This is a genomic window from Acetobacterium sp. (assembly GCF_030652775.1).
Classification (GTDB): domain Bacteria; phylum Bacillota; class Clostridia; order Eubacteriales; family Eubacteriaceae; genus Acetobacterium.
In genome coordinates this window covers 59,664-73,829 of record NZ_JAUSPS010000079.1, presented here as the reverse complement: position 1 = coordinate 73,829, position 14,166 = coordinate 59,664, and the positions used below count along the sequence as shown (strand labels likewise).

Genomic DNA, 14,166 nt, shown 5'->3' with positions numbered 1-14,166 from the left:
ACCATCAATAAAAACCAGATCTGCCCCAATATGAAAAAGATCACGCTGGCTAAGGTGGCTTATGCTCTGGAAAATGGTATCAATCAGATGGAAGTTGACGATGAAACCCGGACAAAGGCCGTTTTGGCGCTGGAAAAAATGCTGGAACTGGCCAAATGAGGGAGCGCAGGCAATGAACGGTAAAACTGATATTATTGTGGTTGGCACCGGTGCTGCGGGTTTATTTTATGCTCTGAATATCCCCTCAAGCAAAGAAATTCTGATGATCACTAAAACGAGCGTCGATGAAAGTGATTCCTATCTGGCTCAGGGCGGGATCTGCGTCTTAAGGGACGAGGATGATTATGACAGTTTTTTTGAGGACACCTTGAAAGCCGGACACTATGAAAATGACCGTGCCTCGGTGGATGTGATGATTCGCAGCTCGCCGGAAATCATCACCGATCTGATCGATTATGGCGTGGAGTTTGAAAAGAAAAACGGTGAACTGGCCTATACCAGAGAAGGCGCCCATTCCCGGGCCCGAATTCTCTATCATGAAGATCTCACTGGCAAAGAAATCACCAGCAAATTGTTGGCTCAGGTTAAAAAGCGACCCAATATTACGATCATCGAAAATATGGCGATGGTCGATCTGATTTGTCAGGATAACTGCTGCACCGGGGTCGTGGCCAGTGATGGGGCAGGCGTAATCCATTTGTACCGCTCCGACTACGTGGTTCTGGCCACCGGCGGATTGGGCGGGCTGTTTCACAGCTCCACCAATTTAGCCCACCTCACTGGAGATGCCATCGCTATCGCCTTAAAACGTCAGATCGAACTGGAAAACATCAGTTATATTCAAATTCATCCGACTACCCTGTATTCTCAAAAGCCCGGGCGCCGTTTTCTGATTTCTGAATCGGTTCGAGGGGAAGGGGCGGTGCTCTATAACCGCAAAATGCAGCGGTTTGTGGATGAACTATTACCCCGGGATCTGCTGACCAAGGCCATTCATGAGCAAATGGAACAGGACGAAAGTGATTTCGTCTGGCTGTCGATGCAGGATATGGGTAGTGATGTGATCACCCATCGCTTTCCCAATATCTTTAAGCACTGCCTGGAAGAAGGCTATGACATTACCCGAGAATGCATCCCGGTGACCCCGGCTCAGCATTATTTTATGGGTGGTGTCAAAGTGGATCTGGACAGCCGAACCTCCATGGCGCATCTCTATGCCATTGGTGAAATTAGCTGTAATCGGGTTCACGGAGCTAACCGACTGGCCAGCAACTCCCTGTTGGAAAGCCTGGTCTTTGCCAAAAGAGCGGCCAAAGATACCCACGATCATTATGAGATCACTGCGGTTCACCAAGCAACGCTGGATCTGGATGACTACCAGGATCTGGAACAGTTGAAAAGGGACTATAAAACCATCATCTTGGACGAAATCGAAAGGAGTAAAGTCATTGAACGAATTGATAAAGCTTAATATGGATCCACTTATTTTACTGGCACTGCAGGAGGATATTACCAGCGAGGACATCACCACCAACGCAGTCATCAAAGCGGGGGTCAGAGCCCAGGTAAATCTGATTGCCAAAGAGGCGGGCATCATTGCCGGTCTGGCGGTTTACCGACGAACCTTTGAACTCATTGATACAGCGGTCACAGTGGAACAGTTTGTCAGCGACGGCGATACTGTCAACCCCGGTGATTTGTTGGCGGTCGTGGCAGCCGACGCCCGAACCCTGCTCTCTGGCGAGCGGACTGCCCTCAACTATCTGCAACGGATGAGCGGCATCGCCACCCACACCCGGAAACTAGTCGGGTATTTGAGCGGCACCAAAACCAGATTGTTGGACACCCGAAAAACCACACCGAATATGCGGATTTTCGAAAAATATGCCGTGACGGTTGGTGGTGGCTACAACCACCGCTATAATTTATCCGATGGCATTCTGATCAAAGATAATCATATCAATGCCGCCGGTGGCGTTAAAGAAGCCATTGCTGCGACCCAAAAATATGCTCCCTTTGTCCGTAAGATTGAGGTAGAAGTGGAAAATCTGGAAATGCTCAGAGAAGCGCTGGAAGCCGGGGCAGATATCATTATGCTCGACAATATGGATGTGGCAATGATGAAGGCGGCCATTAAAGTTGTCAATGGCCGAGCAATCACCGAATGCTCTGGCAATGTCACCGAAGTGCGGTTAAAGGAATTGGCTGAGATCGGGGTAGATTTTATCTCCTGTGGCGCTCTGACCCATTCCTCACCGATTCTTGATTTATCAATGAAAAATCTGCGGATTTTATAAAAACTATATCAAACACGATGACAAAGGAGTGTAAACCATGAAAAAACAGCAACGACAGGAAGATATTGTCAAGACACTCCGGTCTTCCCGAGAACCGATTTCAGGAACCACCTTGTCCGAAATTTTCCGGGTCAGCCGGCAAAGCATTGTCCAGGATATTGCCCTCCTGAAAGCCGACCACTATAATATTATTTCAACGAATAAAGGCTATCTCATTGTCGATCCACCGCCCAAGGAAAAGGTCTTTAAGGTGTATCACAGCCACGAAGAAATCGGCGATGAGCTCTATACCATCGTTGATGCTGGTGGCTTCGTGAAGGATGTTTTTATTATTCATGACATCTATGGAAAAATCCAAGTTGATTTATTTCTGGCTACCCGAGTCGACGTGGATGCCTTTGTGGCAGGACTGGAAGAAAAAAAGACCAGCCCGCTGATGAAGCTCACCGACAAGGTTCATTATCATACCGTTGAAGCAGTTTCAGACAGCATTCTGCGGTTAGTCGAAAAAAGTTTGCAAGAAAAAGGATATTTAATCACCAAGGCTGATTTTTAAAACAAATATTTGGGTATGAAAAGAATAGCATGCTAAAGAAGGAAGACATCATGTGGTTTTCCTTTTTTAATTGCATCCGAAGCGTCCATTACTCTAAAATGGACGTCGCGTTAATATAATGTAAATCAACGAAGGGTGGAAAAACTGTGAGTAAAATAGCATGTCGGCTCTGTCCCCATCATTGTAAACTGGATGAGGCGGAGATTGGATTTTGTCGGGCGAGGATCAACCGGTCAGATGTCATTGAAGATTTGAATTATGGCGTGGTTACGGCCATTGCTTTGGATCCAATCGAGAAAAAACCATTTCGTCATTTTTATCCGGGCTCCCGAATTTTGTCGGTAGGCAGTTTCGGCTGCAATCTAAGATGTTCGTTTTGTCAGAACTACGAAATTTCCATGGCTGGCAGGGAAGAAGCCCATGGCCGCCGCATGAGTCCCCAAGGCCTGGTGGCCAATGCCCTCAGACTGGTGGGTGAAGGGAATATCGGGCTGGCCTATACCTATAACGAGCCCTTGGTGGGTTATGAATTTGTCAGAGATTGCGCCATTGAGGCAAAAAAGAACGGCTTAAAAAATGTGGTGGTGACGAATGGCTGCTTTTGCGAAGATCCCCTGCGGGAAATCCTCCCGAATATCGATGCGATGAACATCGACCTGAAATCATTTAATCAGAATTTCTATAAAAAAATCAGCGGTGATCTGGAAACAGTCAAACAGAGCATCAGAATTACCAGTGAAATCTGTCATGTCGAAGTGACCACTCTGATTGTTCCCGGTCAGAATGACAGCGAAGAGGAAATTCGGGCGCTATCGCAGTGGCTGGGATCGGTGGGGCGAACAATTCCCCTTCATCTGTCGCGCTTTTTTCCCAGATATGAAATGATGGATCGGGATGCCACCGATATTGCTCAGGTTTATCATTTGGCCGATATTGCCAGAGAATCTCTGGAATTTGTTTACGCTGGAAATTGTTGAGGTCAGCCAATGGGAAATAAACATTCAAAAAAAACAAATCGCTTATCAAAACAGCTTAAAGAAATAGAACATCTGATTAGTCCTGTTGCCGTGCCAGTCAATGCGGGCGAAGTGGACTTCCATTCCGAAAAAGAGACTTACACCTTTTTTTTGGAGCCGGTGATCGCCACTGCGCCTCAGGTGGATGCCACCGAAATTGTCAGACAGGCACAAGAAGGCTATGGCGGATGGATCGCTGCGTCCCATCAGGAACCGGAAAAGCGGCAGGAGTTGATGCCGGATGACTATCAGCATCCCACCGGGAATCAGCCCGAACAGCTGCTCCATTTCTTTACCGTTACCGATATCCACATCACCGATGGGGAGTTTCCGGCTCATGGGATCTATTCAAAATGTGGTGGTGGGATCGTGTCAGTGTATTCGGAGATGATGCATTATACTACCCACGTCTTAGATAGCGCCATTCATTCGGTTAATGCCATTCATCATCAAAACCCTCTGGATTTCGGTTTGTCAATGGGTGATAATACCAACAATGCCATGTACAATGAACTTCGCTGGTCGATTGACATTTTTGATGGTAAGGAAATAAATCTGGACTTTGGTGTCAACCCCAATCCCCGGATTGGCCCCCGGAAAGATTTCTATGACGATTTTATGGCGGTGGGACTCAATCAGCAGATTCCCTGGTATCAGATTATTGGCAACCATGATCATATCTGGCCAGATAAACCGCTAAAAGCAGTTTCCGGTGATCCCAGTCGGCGGTTTCTGTCGCGGATGGAATGGATGCAGGAATTCTTCGATACCGAAACCCAGCCCCGTGGTCATGGGTTTACCGCAGCGAATCTTGAAAGCGGTTTTGCCTGCTACAGCTTTGAGCCCAAAGAAGGGGTTCCGATCAAGGTCATTGTGCTGGACAATACCCAACGGGATGATGAACCCAACGTCCTGGGTTATGCCCATGGCTCTCTGGACCAGGAGCGTTTTGATTGGCTGGTGGAGGAACTGGAAGCCGGTCAACAAGCTGGCAAGCTAATGATTATTGCTGCCCACATCCCCATTGGGGTGGAATATCAGGAACCATTAACCAGGCCGTTTATGTCCTGGAGCACGATTTCCCCTGTGCCGGAACAGGAACTGATTGAAAAACTGCAGTCCTATCCCAATCTGATCCTCTGGGTTGCCGGGCATCGTCACCGCAATACGATAACCCCAGTAAAATCCCCGGATCCCGGCCAGCCGGAACGTGGGTTCTGGGTGGTCGAAACGGCATCGCTACGCGATTTTCCGCAGAATTTCCGATCCTTCGAAATCCTGAAAAACGCAGATGACAGCATTTCAATCGTTACCAAAAACATTAACCCGACAATTAGAGCGGGATCCTTTGCCAGCATTGCCAGGTCTTATGCGGTGGCGGCCCAGCAAATTTTCAATGGCCGCACCGAACTTTTGCCCACCGGATCCTGTAATGGTGAATTGCTGGTAAGCATAGCCAAACCGATGCCGCAAAAAATCGGGATGGCAGCAGAACTGGACATTCCATAAAGTAATGTGAGCGGCGTGGCTATGCAAATCGTTTGATGTCTGTCAGGAAGGCTGTATCGAAGAAAAACATGCAATTTTATAGTAGAATTGGTGATTCATTTGGAGGTAAAATTCATGGAAGTAAAGATGCTGATGGAAAAACTGAAAAACGGCGATGTGCTAACCCAGGAAATGCGATATGAGATTGTCGATTCATATAAATTAATGGATGTGGCTCTGGATTCAATTCTCAATGGGCTGATGATTATTGATACGGAGCTGAGCGTCAAAAAGTTCAATCATAAGATTTCTGAGTTGTTTCAAATGAGTGAAGAAGATATTTTGAGGCTCGATATGAGTTATGTGTTGAAAGACCTTGATGTGGTTGAAAATATTTTCATTAACAAGCGAAAATTCAGTTGTTCGGATATCACACTTTTTATCGGATCGCATAAAATTGACTGTTTTCTTGATATTACCCCGGTGGCTTTCAACGAGAAGGTCATGGGAGCGGTACTGGTTATTCGCGAATCCAAACAGGTTCGTAAAGAGATCAACAAACTGGCTGGTTTTCGAGCAAACTATACCTTTGACAAGATTATTACTAAGAACAAGACGATGCTGGAGCTGATTAATACGGCCAAGCGAATTTCCAAAACAAATTGTTCGGTTCTCATTGAAGGGGAAAGTGGTACTGGCAAGGAATTGTTCGCCCAATCCATTCACAATGAAAGCCAGCGGCGAAATGGGCCTTTTATTGCCATCAATTGTGCAGCCATCCCAAAAGAGCTGGTTGAGAGTGAGTTTTTTGGTTATGAAACGGGTTCGTTCACCGGAGCCGTAAAAGGGGGAATGCCAGGAAAATTTGAACTGGCAAATGGCGGAACCCTATTTTTGGATGAAATTGGGGAAATCCCGATCGAGATGCAGCCGAAATTACTAAGAGTTTTGGATGAAAACAAAGTGATGCGAATTGGCGGAAATTATGAAAGGAAGCTTGATGTTCGAATTATTGCAGCAACCAATCGGAATCTGCTTAATGAGATGTCCAAGGATGCCTTCAGGCAGGATCTGTATTTCAGACTCAATGTTATAAACCTGAGATTGCTACCACTAAAAAGAAGACGAGAAGATATTCTGGTATTAGGTCAATATTTTCTGCAACAATTAAATCAGGAAAATAGTGGTGCTAACAAATATTTTACTGAAAAATTCGCCGCAAAACTTCAGGAATATAAGTGGGAAGGGAATGTCAGAGAACTAAAAAACATTGTCCAGCGTGGTTACTATATGTCAATGGGTGATCAGATTGATGATATCGAAGTTCTGGTAAAAGAAAAAGATGATAAAGTAGTTTATTGTGAGAGTGAAGGTGAGACCTTGAAAGATCTGGAAAAAAACAGCATTGAACATGCTTTATTGCTTAACAAAGGTAATGCAGTAAAGGCCGCTGAAGATCTCAGCATCAGCAAGGCAACCATTTATCGAAAAATAAAGGCTTATGACATTAATGTCCATAGTGTATAAAAATTCAGGAACCATAAAATCTGGCACGATAATTGCTGTACTTAAACATTAGCTTAATTATAAATGAATTAGATTGGAGGTTAAGATCATTTAGATTTCGCTATTGGATTTATGTGAAAGATCAGATTGAAAGGAGAAAATAATGAAAGCAGCAGTATGGTATGGAAAAAAAGATGTCAGAGTGATGGATGTTCCGGAACCCAAGTTACCGGGGGAAAATTTTGTTAAAATTAAAGTTGAGTGGTGTGGAATTTGTGGCTCCGATTTACATGAGTATCTTGCAGGACCAATCTTTATACCAACTACGACACCGCATCCACTAACCGGCGGAACAGCGCCGATTACGCTTGGACATGAATTTTCAGGCACGATTGTTGAAGCAGGCTCCGGAGTAAAAGGATTTAAGGTAGGGGATAGAGTTGCTCCAGACGCATGTTGGGTATGTCATGAGTGCAATCCCTGCAAATTGGGAATGTACAACGTCTGTGAAAAATTGGCATTTACGGGTCTTATGACGGATGGCGCTTTTGCAGAATACGTAGTTGTTCCAGACTATACCTTATATAAGATGCCGGATAATATGTCATTTGAAGCAGGTGCTTTAATTGAGCCGCTTTCAGTAGGAATTCATGCAGTCCGTTCAGGTCCGCTTATTGAAGGAGAAAGTGTTGTAATCTTTGGAGCAGGAACCATTGGTTTGTGCACACTTCTAGCGGCCAGAGCCGCCGGAGCAGGAAAAATATATGTCGTGGAAGTGGCCAAAGCGAGAAAAGAATTTGCGGCAAAAATGGGCGCTCACGAAGTTCTGGATCCGACCGAAATCGACATAAAAGCTCGGATTTTGGAACTGACAGGGGGAATTGGGCCAGATGTTGTCTTTGAGTGTATTGGCAGCGACAAGGTAACTCCGATAGCCATTGAAGTTGCAAGAACTGGTGGAAAAATAATTCTCAGCGGGATCTATGAAAAAGAAACCAGTCTTCAGATTAATACGATCGTATTTACTGATAAGACCGTTATCGGCTCGTTGGCTTATGCCGGGGATTTTAAAACGGCAATAGATTTAGTATCCGACGGACGTATTGATATTTCACCGCTGGTTACAGGCAGAATCGGCATTGACGATATTATTGAAAAAGGATTTGAAGAGCTCGTTAATAGAAAAGATGAAAATGTTAAAATCATTGTAAAACCATATTAATAAAGAGTGGATGGCATTAACCGGATGATGTTTTTGTTTTAATCAAAATAAATTGCAATATGGATTAAATATATTTTAGCCTTGAGCGAATAGGTTAATGTAAAAACAAATGATTATCATTACGTTATGATCTTTTTTTCTCGAAATGAGATTTTTTTCTCATTTCGAGAAATTTTGTGAGACAAAGATCAGAAATCACTGCGAGAATTAAACCGGCTACAAAAAAATGTGGTAAAATAATAGCGGCAATAATAATTGTTGGCACGAAAACTGCTTATTTAAAATACAACGAATCCAAAATTTGGTTCGTTGTATTTTAAATACGTCATGGAGGTGAGAGTTTTGGCAAAAGTGAATCTTAGCTTACAGGTGTTGCCGGTGGTACCGGACAGTGAAATTTATTATGTGGTGGATCAGGTGATTGAGATGATCAGTCAGACCGGTCTGGAGTATGTTGTGGGACCCTTTGAGACATCCATCGAAGGCGAACTGGATGAACTTCTGGATATTGTCAAGCGAGCCCAGTCGATCTGCATCGAACATGGTGCGGAGCGGGTGGTTTCGATCGTGAAAATAGATTACAAGGAAGAAGGCGTCACAATCAATGAGAAAGTATCAAAATATCGGTGATAAGCTCATCCCCATTATCTTTATCCTGGCCATTCTCGTCCTATGGGAATTGGTGGTTAACCTGGGGGTGGTACAGCGATACATTTTGCCATCGCCCACTGATATCGTCAATGCCCTGCTAGCGAACTGGTCAGATATCATGATGCACACCTGGGTAACCTTCTTCGAAGGGATGACAGGTCTGCTGGCGGCCGTTTTTTTATCGCTGATCATGGCGATTGTTATGGATCAGTTTACGGTGGTAAAAAAAGCCATCTACCCGGTTCTGGTGATCTCGCAAACGGTGCCAATTATCGTTATTGCCCCACTGCTGGCGATGTGGTTTGGATTTGGGATCGCACCAAAAATTTTTGTGGTAGTGCTGGTCTGTTTTTTCCCGATTACCGTAAACCTGATCGAAGGCCTTCAAAGTGTGGATGGGGAACTGATTAATCTGGTCCGGTCGATGGGCGCAACCAAGAGTCAGATTTTTGCGAAAATCAAGTTTCCCAGTGCCTTGCCCTATTTTTTTTCCGGTCTTAAAATTGCGGCCACCTACAGTATTATGGGGGCAGTCATCGGAGAATGGTTGGGTGGAAAAGCTGGACTGGGGGTTTACATGTTAAGAGCCAGGCATGCCTTTGCTCTGGATCTGGTTTTTGCAGCGATACTGGTGATTGTGATCGTGTCGATCATGTTATTTTATGGCATTGCCGGTATTCAAAGGGCACTGATGCCCTGGAAGAAATTAAAGGAGGAATTGGAATGAGAAAAAGCGTTGTGATTATTTTAGTCGGTTTGCTAATGATCGGATTAACTGGGTGTACGACAAAAGAAAATGAAAAAATAACCGTGGTTCTGGATTGGGTTCCTAATACCAATCACACCGGTTTATATGCGGCCCAGGAACTGGGCTATTTTAAAGAAGAAGGACTGGACGTGGAGATTATTCAACCAAGCGAGGGCGGCAGTGCCGATCTGATTGCGGCTGGACAGGGGGAATTTGGGGTCAGTTATCAGGAACAGGTGACCTATGCCAGAACGGCGGCTAATCCCTTGCCGATTAAAGCCATTGCCGCCATTATCCAGCATAACACCTCTGGCTTTGCATCACCGGTGGATCGCAATATTGTCAGCCCCAAAGATTTTGCAGGAAAAAAATACGGCGGTTGGGGTTCCCCCATGGAAGTAGCGACGCTCAAGGGCCTGATGGAAGGCGCCAATGCTGATTTTGGCAAGCTGGAAATAGTCGATGTCGGAGCCATGGACTATTTTACCGCAGTTAAAGACCATGTCGATTTCACCTGGATCTTTTACGGTTGGGACGGGGTCTCAGCCAAACTGAAAAACGAACCGATCAATTTTATAAAACTTCAGGATGTTGATAAAAACCTCGATTACTATACTCCCGTGATCATTGCCAACGAAGATTATCTGGCCAAGAATCCGGAAACAGCTAAAAAGTTTTTGCGGGCAGTTACCAAAGGCTATCAATACGCCATCGAAAATCCCGAAGCAGCAGCCGATCTATTACTGGTTGACAACCCGGAAATTGACCGCGAGCTGGCGGTGGCTTCACAAAAATATCTGGCCGCCGAATATCAGAGCGATGCCGAAAAATGGGGCATCATGAGTCCAAATATTTGGGAAAACTATGGAAAATGGATGTATAACCAGGGCTTGCTGGAGAACCAGTTAAATGCCAACGAGGCTTTTACCAATGAATACCTGCCACAATAAATGCGTTCTCAAGGTGGTCGGGGTAACTCAGGAATATAACCATAAAAACATCATCGAAGACATTCATATCCATTTGAATCAGGGCGAATTTGTATCGATCCTGGGCCCCAGCGGCTGCGGCAAAAGTACCTTGTTTAACGTCATCGCCGGATTGCTGACCCCGGAAGCGGGCAAGGTCTTTGTCAATGATAAAGAGGTCACCGGGGAAACCGGTGTAGTCAGCTATATGTATCAGAAAGATCTGCTGCTGCCCTGGCGTAACGTCATTGATAATGGCATCTTACCCCTGGAAATTCGCGGAATACCTAAAAAGGAAGCCCGGGAAAAGGTAAAAACGATGCTGTCAGTTTTTCAACTGGAAGATGATGGTGAAAAATATCCCATCCAATTGTCTGGTGGGATGAAACAGCGGGTGTCACTGCTGCGAACTACCATGTTTTCAAAGGAGATCATGCTGCTGGACGAACCCTTCGGGGGACTGGATGCCATTACCCGGCTGAAGATGCAGGAGTATTTGCTGACGATATTAAAAAAAATCAAGGGTTCGGTGTTATTTATAACCCATGATATTGACGAAGCGATATTCTTGTCAGACCGGATTTATATTATTAACGGATCACCGGCTCACATTATCGAAGAAATTGTCGTGCCGGTTAAGCATGCCAGTTCTGAGGAAATGATGACATCCGGGGAATTGCGTCAGCTGCGCAGCGATATTTTAAAACGCCTGTGATTCAAGCAGTCTCATTTTTGAGACTGTTTTTCTCATTTTGAGACACCATTTCTCACAATGAGAAATAATCACAGAACCATCAGCTGAGAATCCCCACCAGTGTTTGTCAAAATCGGAAATTAGAACCGTTTAAGTAAACGTTTAAATAAAAAGCGGATTCAGCAATTCTGGCATGAATATTGCTAGTAATATACAATGCAGATAACTAAATCAAAACAAGGAGGTTTACTATGGCATTAAAAGCAGCATTTATTTTTATTGCCCCCAATGCAGATCCGGCCATTCACCGGTCTGTAGTTGAAACCGAACAGGTTACCCTCATCTCGGTCGGGGTTTCGTCCTACGAAACGGCGGTCGATGCAGCCCTGAAGCTGGTTGACGAAGGGGTAGTCGCCTTTGAACTTTGCGGCGGGTTTGGAAACCGGGGAACGGCAATGATCAGTGAAGCTGTCAAAGGAAAGGCTGCGGTCGGTGTAGTGCGATTCGATATTCACCCTGGTTTAGAGAATAAAAGCGGTGACGAAATATTTTTGTAGAATATTAAGCGCTGTTCGTTATTAACAGGTGGAAAAAGTCAGGAGGTGACCCTTATCAAAAAGTTTATCATTGAATTTGGAATGGGGATGGATTTTCATGGGCAGGATGTTAATAAAGCGGCAGGAAAAGCGATCAAAGATGCCATTTCCCGAAGCTGCCTGATTGGCCTGAATCAGATCCATGGTTTAACTGAAGAAAATCTCAATGAAAAAATGATGATTGAGGCTATTATCGGCGTGTCCCGGCCGGAAGATTTAAACACCGAAGAACTGAAAAAACTGTTCCCGGTGGGAAAGGTAACCATTATAGCCAAGAAAGGAGGATTAACAACCGCTGGTCTTTTCTTTCCCGGTTTTGGCGATACCGATGATACCATTGAAGCCGCTATTGTTTGCGTAACCGTAAGTGTCTAGTCACGCAGTTTTGTATAATTCCCAAAAAAAGAGCAGATCAAAAAGGAGGAAATATTTTGAAAATTTCAAACGATACGATCATTGAAATGTACGAAAAAATGGTAAAAATCAGGAAGTTCGAAAATAGAGCCATGAATCTTTTTGCCGAAGGTCAATTTGGTGGATTCGTGCACCTTTATATTGGTGAAGAAGCAGTTGCTACGGGAGTATGTGAAAGTTTACGAGATGATGACTACATTACCAGTACCCATCGGGGTCACGGACACATTATCGCAAAGGGCGGCGATTTAAAATACATGATGGCGGAGCTCTATGGAAAAGAAACCGGATACTGTAAAGGTAAAGGGGGATCGATGCATATTGCTGATGCCACCAAGGGGATTCTCGGTGCTAACGGGATTGTCGGTGCTGGCCATAACATTGCAACTGGTGCCGGTTTGGGCATTCAGTACAAGGGCACCGATCAGGTTTGTGCCTGTTTCTTTGGCGATGCCTCAACCAATCAAAGTACTTTCCATGAAGGCTTAAACTTAGCCAGTACCTGGAAATTGCCAGTTATCTTTATTTGTGAAAATAATGGTTATGGTATCTCCGTAAGCCAGGCCAGACATCAAAATATCACCGATATATCGCAACGGGCAGTTTCTTATAATATTCCCGGGATTACCGTGGATGGAAATGACGTGTTTGCAGTTTTTGAAGCCGTTTCAGAAGCTGTTGCCAGAGCCCGAAAAGGTCAGGGGCCAACCCTGATTGAATGCAAAACCTACCGCTGGCGAGGACATTTTGAAGGCGATCCAACGGTCTACCGACCAGAAGGTGAGCTGGAACAATGGAAGAAAAAAGATCCTATTCCCAGAGTGGAAAAATATATCCTTGAAAATAAGGTAATGACACAAGCAGAAATGGATAAACTCAATGAGAAAATTGACGCTCTGGTTGAAGAAGCTGTTGATTTTGCTCAGGCCAGTAAATTCCCCGATGTATCATCCGCTGTTGAAGATGTTTACACCGATATAGTAGAGGAGGGACGATCAAGATGAGAGAGCTCACTTATGGTCAAGGAATCAAAGAAGGTATGCGGATAAAAATGTTGGAAAATCCGGACGTATTCATTTTTGGTGAAGATGTTGGTCTTTTCGGTGGATGCTTTGGCGTAACAGCAGGATTATTTGAAGAATTTGGCGAAAAACGAGTTCGGGACACCCCAATCTCAGAAGGTGCCATCATCGGTGCTGCTGTTGGTGCCGCAGCCCTTGGCCTGCGACCGATTCCAGAGCTGATGTTTGTTGACTTTGCGACGGTTGGGATGGATCAGTTGGTCAACCAGGCCGCTAAAATGCGCTACATGTTCGGCGGGAAACTGAAACTTCCAATGGTCGTGCGCTTGCCATCTGGCGGTGGTGTGGCTGCGGCTGCCCAACATTCCCAATCCCTGGAAGCCTGGTTTACCCATGTACCTGGCCTGAAGGTCGTTTATCCCTCAAATGCCCAGGATGCCATCGGCTTGATGCTAACGGCTATTGATGATGATAACCCGGTTATCTACCTAGAAAATAAAACCCTCTATGCGGTCGCCAGCCAGGTGGAAGATGAGGTCAAACCGATTCCGTTGGGAAAAGCCAATATCAAGCGAGAAGGAAATGACGTGACCATTATCACCTATGGTAAACAGGTATACGATTCCCTCAAAGCAGCTGAAATGCTGGAAAAAGATGGCATCGATGTGGAAGTCATCGATTTACGATCCCTCTATCCGCTGGATACGGAAGCGATTTTTGAATCGGTCAAGAAAACCCATAAGGTTGTGATTGTTTCTGAAGAAGCAAAACGGGGCAGTTATGCTGGAGAATTGGCAGCGATCATTGCCGATGAATGTTTCTACGAATGCGATGCGCCGATCAAACGGGTTTGTGCCCTTAATACGCCGATTCCGTTTTCCGGTGTTCTGGAATCATACGTGCTACCAAATGCTGACGATGTGGTTCAGGCGGTTAAATCTTTGTTTTAACTCATAATAATTAACAAGGCAAAAAGGGTCATGGTTTT

General features: G+C 45.0%; 16 protein-coding genes. All 16 read left to right on the top strand.

All coding sequences use genetic code 11. The features are described from left to right. Nucleotides 1-3: 3 nt before the first annotated feature. The 16 genes from nadA to Q7J41_RS14815 all read left to right on the top strand — a co-directional run bounded on the left by nadA (nt 4) and on the right by Q7J41_RS14815 (nt 14,128). A complete protein-coding gene (nadA, locus tag Q7J41_RS14890) occupies nt 4-159 on the top strand; it encodes a quinolinate synthase NadA (RefSeq protein ID WP_370651025.1) in 156 nt (51 codons plus the stop codon). Nucleotides 160-172: 13 nt separating this feature from the next. Further along, nucleotides 173-1,471 (top strand): L-aspartate oxidase, encoded by a 1,299-nt coding sequence (locus tag Q7J41_RS14885; RefSeq protein WP_304889223.1) that lies wholly within the window; start codon nt 173-175, stop codon nt 1,469-1,471. A 1-nt stretch (nt 1,472) separates the two neighbouring features. Beyond that, a complete protein-coding gene (gene nadC / locus Q7J41_RS14880; protein ID WP_370651024.1) occupies nt 1,473-2,297 on the top strand; it encodes a carboxylating nicotinate-nucleotide diphosphorylase in 825 nt (274 codons plus the stop codon). A 37-nt stretch (nt 2,298-2,334) separates the two neighbouring features. Continuing rightward, entirely contained in the window at nt 2,335-2,853 is a 519-nt protein-coding gene (locus tag Q7J41_RS14875; RefSeq protein ID WP_304889221.1) for a transcription repressor NadR, read from the top strand. A 146-nt stretch (nt 2,854-2,999) separates the two neighbouring features. Then, nucleotides 3,000-3,830 carry an AmmeMemoRadiSam system radical SAM enzyme gene (gene amrS, locus Q7J41_RS14870; RefSeq protein WP_370651022.1) on the top strand — a complete coding sequence of 277 codons (831 nt, stop codon included), beginning with the start codon at nt 3,000-3,002 and terminating at the stop codon, nt 3,828-3,830. Nucleotides 3,831-3,839: 9 nt separating this feature from the next. Further along, nucleotides 3,840-5,378: a metallophosphoesterase gene (locus Q7J41_RS14865; RefSeq protein ID WP_304889220.1), complete on the top strand. Its 1,539-nt coding sequence runs from the start codon at nt 3,840-3,842 to the stop codon at nt 5,376-5,378. Between the two features lie 114 nt (nt 5,379-5,492). Next, nucleotides 5,493-6,884, top strand: coding sequence for a sigma-54-dependent Fis family transcriptional regulator (locus Q7J41_RS14860; protein WP_304889219.1), 1,392 nt, complete (start codon nt 5,493-5,495; stop codon nt 6,882-6,884). 142 nt (nt 6,885-7,026) lie between these two features. Then, the gene (locus Q7J41_RS14855) at nt 7,027-8,085 is read left to right on the top strand and encodes a 2,3-butanediol dehydrogenase (protein WP_304889218.1); all 1,059 of its coding nucleotides are present in this window, start codon (nt 7,027-7,029) and stop codon (nt 8,083-8,085) included. A 342-nt stretch (nt 8,086-8,427) separates the two neighbouring features. Then, a complete protein-coding gene (locus Q7J41_RS14850) occupies nt 8,428-8,715 on the top strand; it encodes a thiamine-binding protein (RefSeq protein WP_304889217.1) in 288 nt (95 codons plus the stop codon). After that, nucleotides 8,690-9,463 carry an ABC transporter permease gene (locus tag Q7J41_RS14845; RefSeq protein WP_304889216.1) on the top strand — a complete coding sequence of 258 codons (774 nt, stop codon included), beginning with the start codon at nt 8,690-8,692 and terminating at the stop codon, nt 9,461-9,463. Before Q7J41_RS14850 ends, Q7J41_RS14845 begins: the two co-directional genes overlap by 26 nt. Then, complete coding sequence (locus Q7J41_RS14840; protein WP_304889215.1) at nt 9,460-10,434, top strand: ABC transporter substrate-binding protein; 975 nt, start codon at nt 9,460-9,462, stop codon at nt 10,432-10,434. Before Q7J41_RS14845 ends, Q7J41_RS14840 begins: the two co-directional genes overlap by 4 nt. Next, nucleotides 10,394-11,167: an ABC transporter ATP-binding protein gene (locus Q7J41_RS14835; RefSeq protein ID WP_304889214.1), complete on the top strand. Its 774-nt coding sequence runs from the start codon at nt 10,394-10,396 to the stop codon at nt 11,165-11,167. The genes Q7J41_RS14840 and Q7J41_RS14835 overlap by 41 nt, the downstream gene beginning before the upstream one ends. Before the next feature lie 230 nt (nt 11,168-11,397). Next, complete coding sequence (locus Q7J41_RS14830) at nt 11,398-11,703, top strand: DUF6506 family protein (protein ID WP_304889213.1); 306 nt, start codon at nt 11,398-11,400, stop codon at nt 11,701-11,703. 45 nt (nt 11,704-11,748) lie between these two features. Further along, nucleotides 11,749-12,117, top strand: coding sequence for a Lin0512 family protein (locus Q7J41_RS14825; protein ID WP_304889212.1), 369 nt, complete (start codon nt 11,749-11,751; stop codon nt 12,115-12,117). Between the two features lie 86 nt (nt 12,118-12,203). Beyond that, nucleotides 12,204-13,160 (top strand): thiamine pyrophosphate-dependent dehydrogenase E1 component subunit alpha, encoded by a 957-nt coding sequence (locus Q7J41_RS14820; protein WP_370651023.1) that lies wholly within the window; start codon nt 12,204-12,206, stop codon nt 13,158-13,160. Next, on the top strand, nt 13,157-14,128 hold the full coding sequence (locus Q7J41_RS14815) for an alpha-ketoacid dehydrogenase subunit beta (RefSeq protein ID WP_304889211.1): 972 nt from the start codon (nt 13,157-13,159) through the stop codon (nt 14,126-14,128). The genes Q7J41_RS14820 and Q7J41_RS14815 overlap by 4 nt, the downstream gene beginning before the upstream one ends. Nucleotides 14,129-14,166 lie beyond the last annotated feature (38 nt).

Coding starts and splice junctions, on each gene's coding strand:
- Q7J41_RS14860 (WP_304889219.1), top strand. CDS start 5,493: ATGGAAGTAAAGATGCTGATGGAAAAACTGAAAAACGGCGATGTGCTA.
- Q7J41_RS14855 (WP_304889218.1), top strand. CDS start 7,027: ATGAAAGCAGCAGTATGGTATGGAAAAAAAGATGTCAGAGTGATGGAT.
- Q7J41_RS14865 (WP_304889220.1), top strand. CDS start 3,840: ATGGGAAATAAACATTCAAAAAAAACAAATCGCTTATCAAAACAGCTT.
- Q7J41_RS14830 (WP_304889213.1), top strand. CDS start 11,398: ATGGCATTAAAAGCAGCATTTATTTTTATTGCCCCCAATGCAGATCCG.
- Q7J41_RS14815 (WP_304889211.1), top strand. CDS start 13,157: ATGAGAGAGCTCACTTATGGTCAAGGAATCAAAGAAGGTATGCGGATA.
- Q7J41_RS14820 (WP_370651023.1), top strand. CDS start 12,204: ATGTACGAAAAAATGGTAAAAATCAGGAAGTTCGAAAATAGAGCCATG.
- Q7J41_RS14835 (WP_304889214.1), top strand. CDS start 10,394: ATGCCAACGAGGCTTTTACCAATGAATACCTGCCACAATAAATGCGTT.
- Q7J41_RS14875 (WP_304889221.1), top strand. CDS start 2,335: ATGAAAAAACAGCAACGACAGGAAGATATTGTCAAGACACTCCGGTCT.
- nadC (WP_370651024.1), top strand. CDS start 1,473: ATGGATCCACTTATTTTACTGGCACTGCAGGAGGATATTACCAGCGAG.
- Q7J41_RS14840 (WP_304889215.1), top strand. CDS start 9,460: ATGAGAAAAAGCGTTGTGATTATTTTAGTCGGTTTGCTAATGATCGGA.
- Q7J41_RS14845 (WP_304889216.1), top strand. CDS start 8,690: ATGAGAAAGTATCAAAATATCGGTGATAAGCTCATCCCCATTATCTTT.
- Q7J41_RS14885 (WP_304889223.1), top strand. CDS start 173: ATGAACGGTAAAACTGATATTATTGTGGTTGGCACCGGTGCTGCGGGT.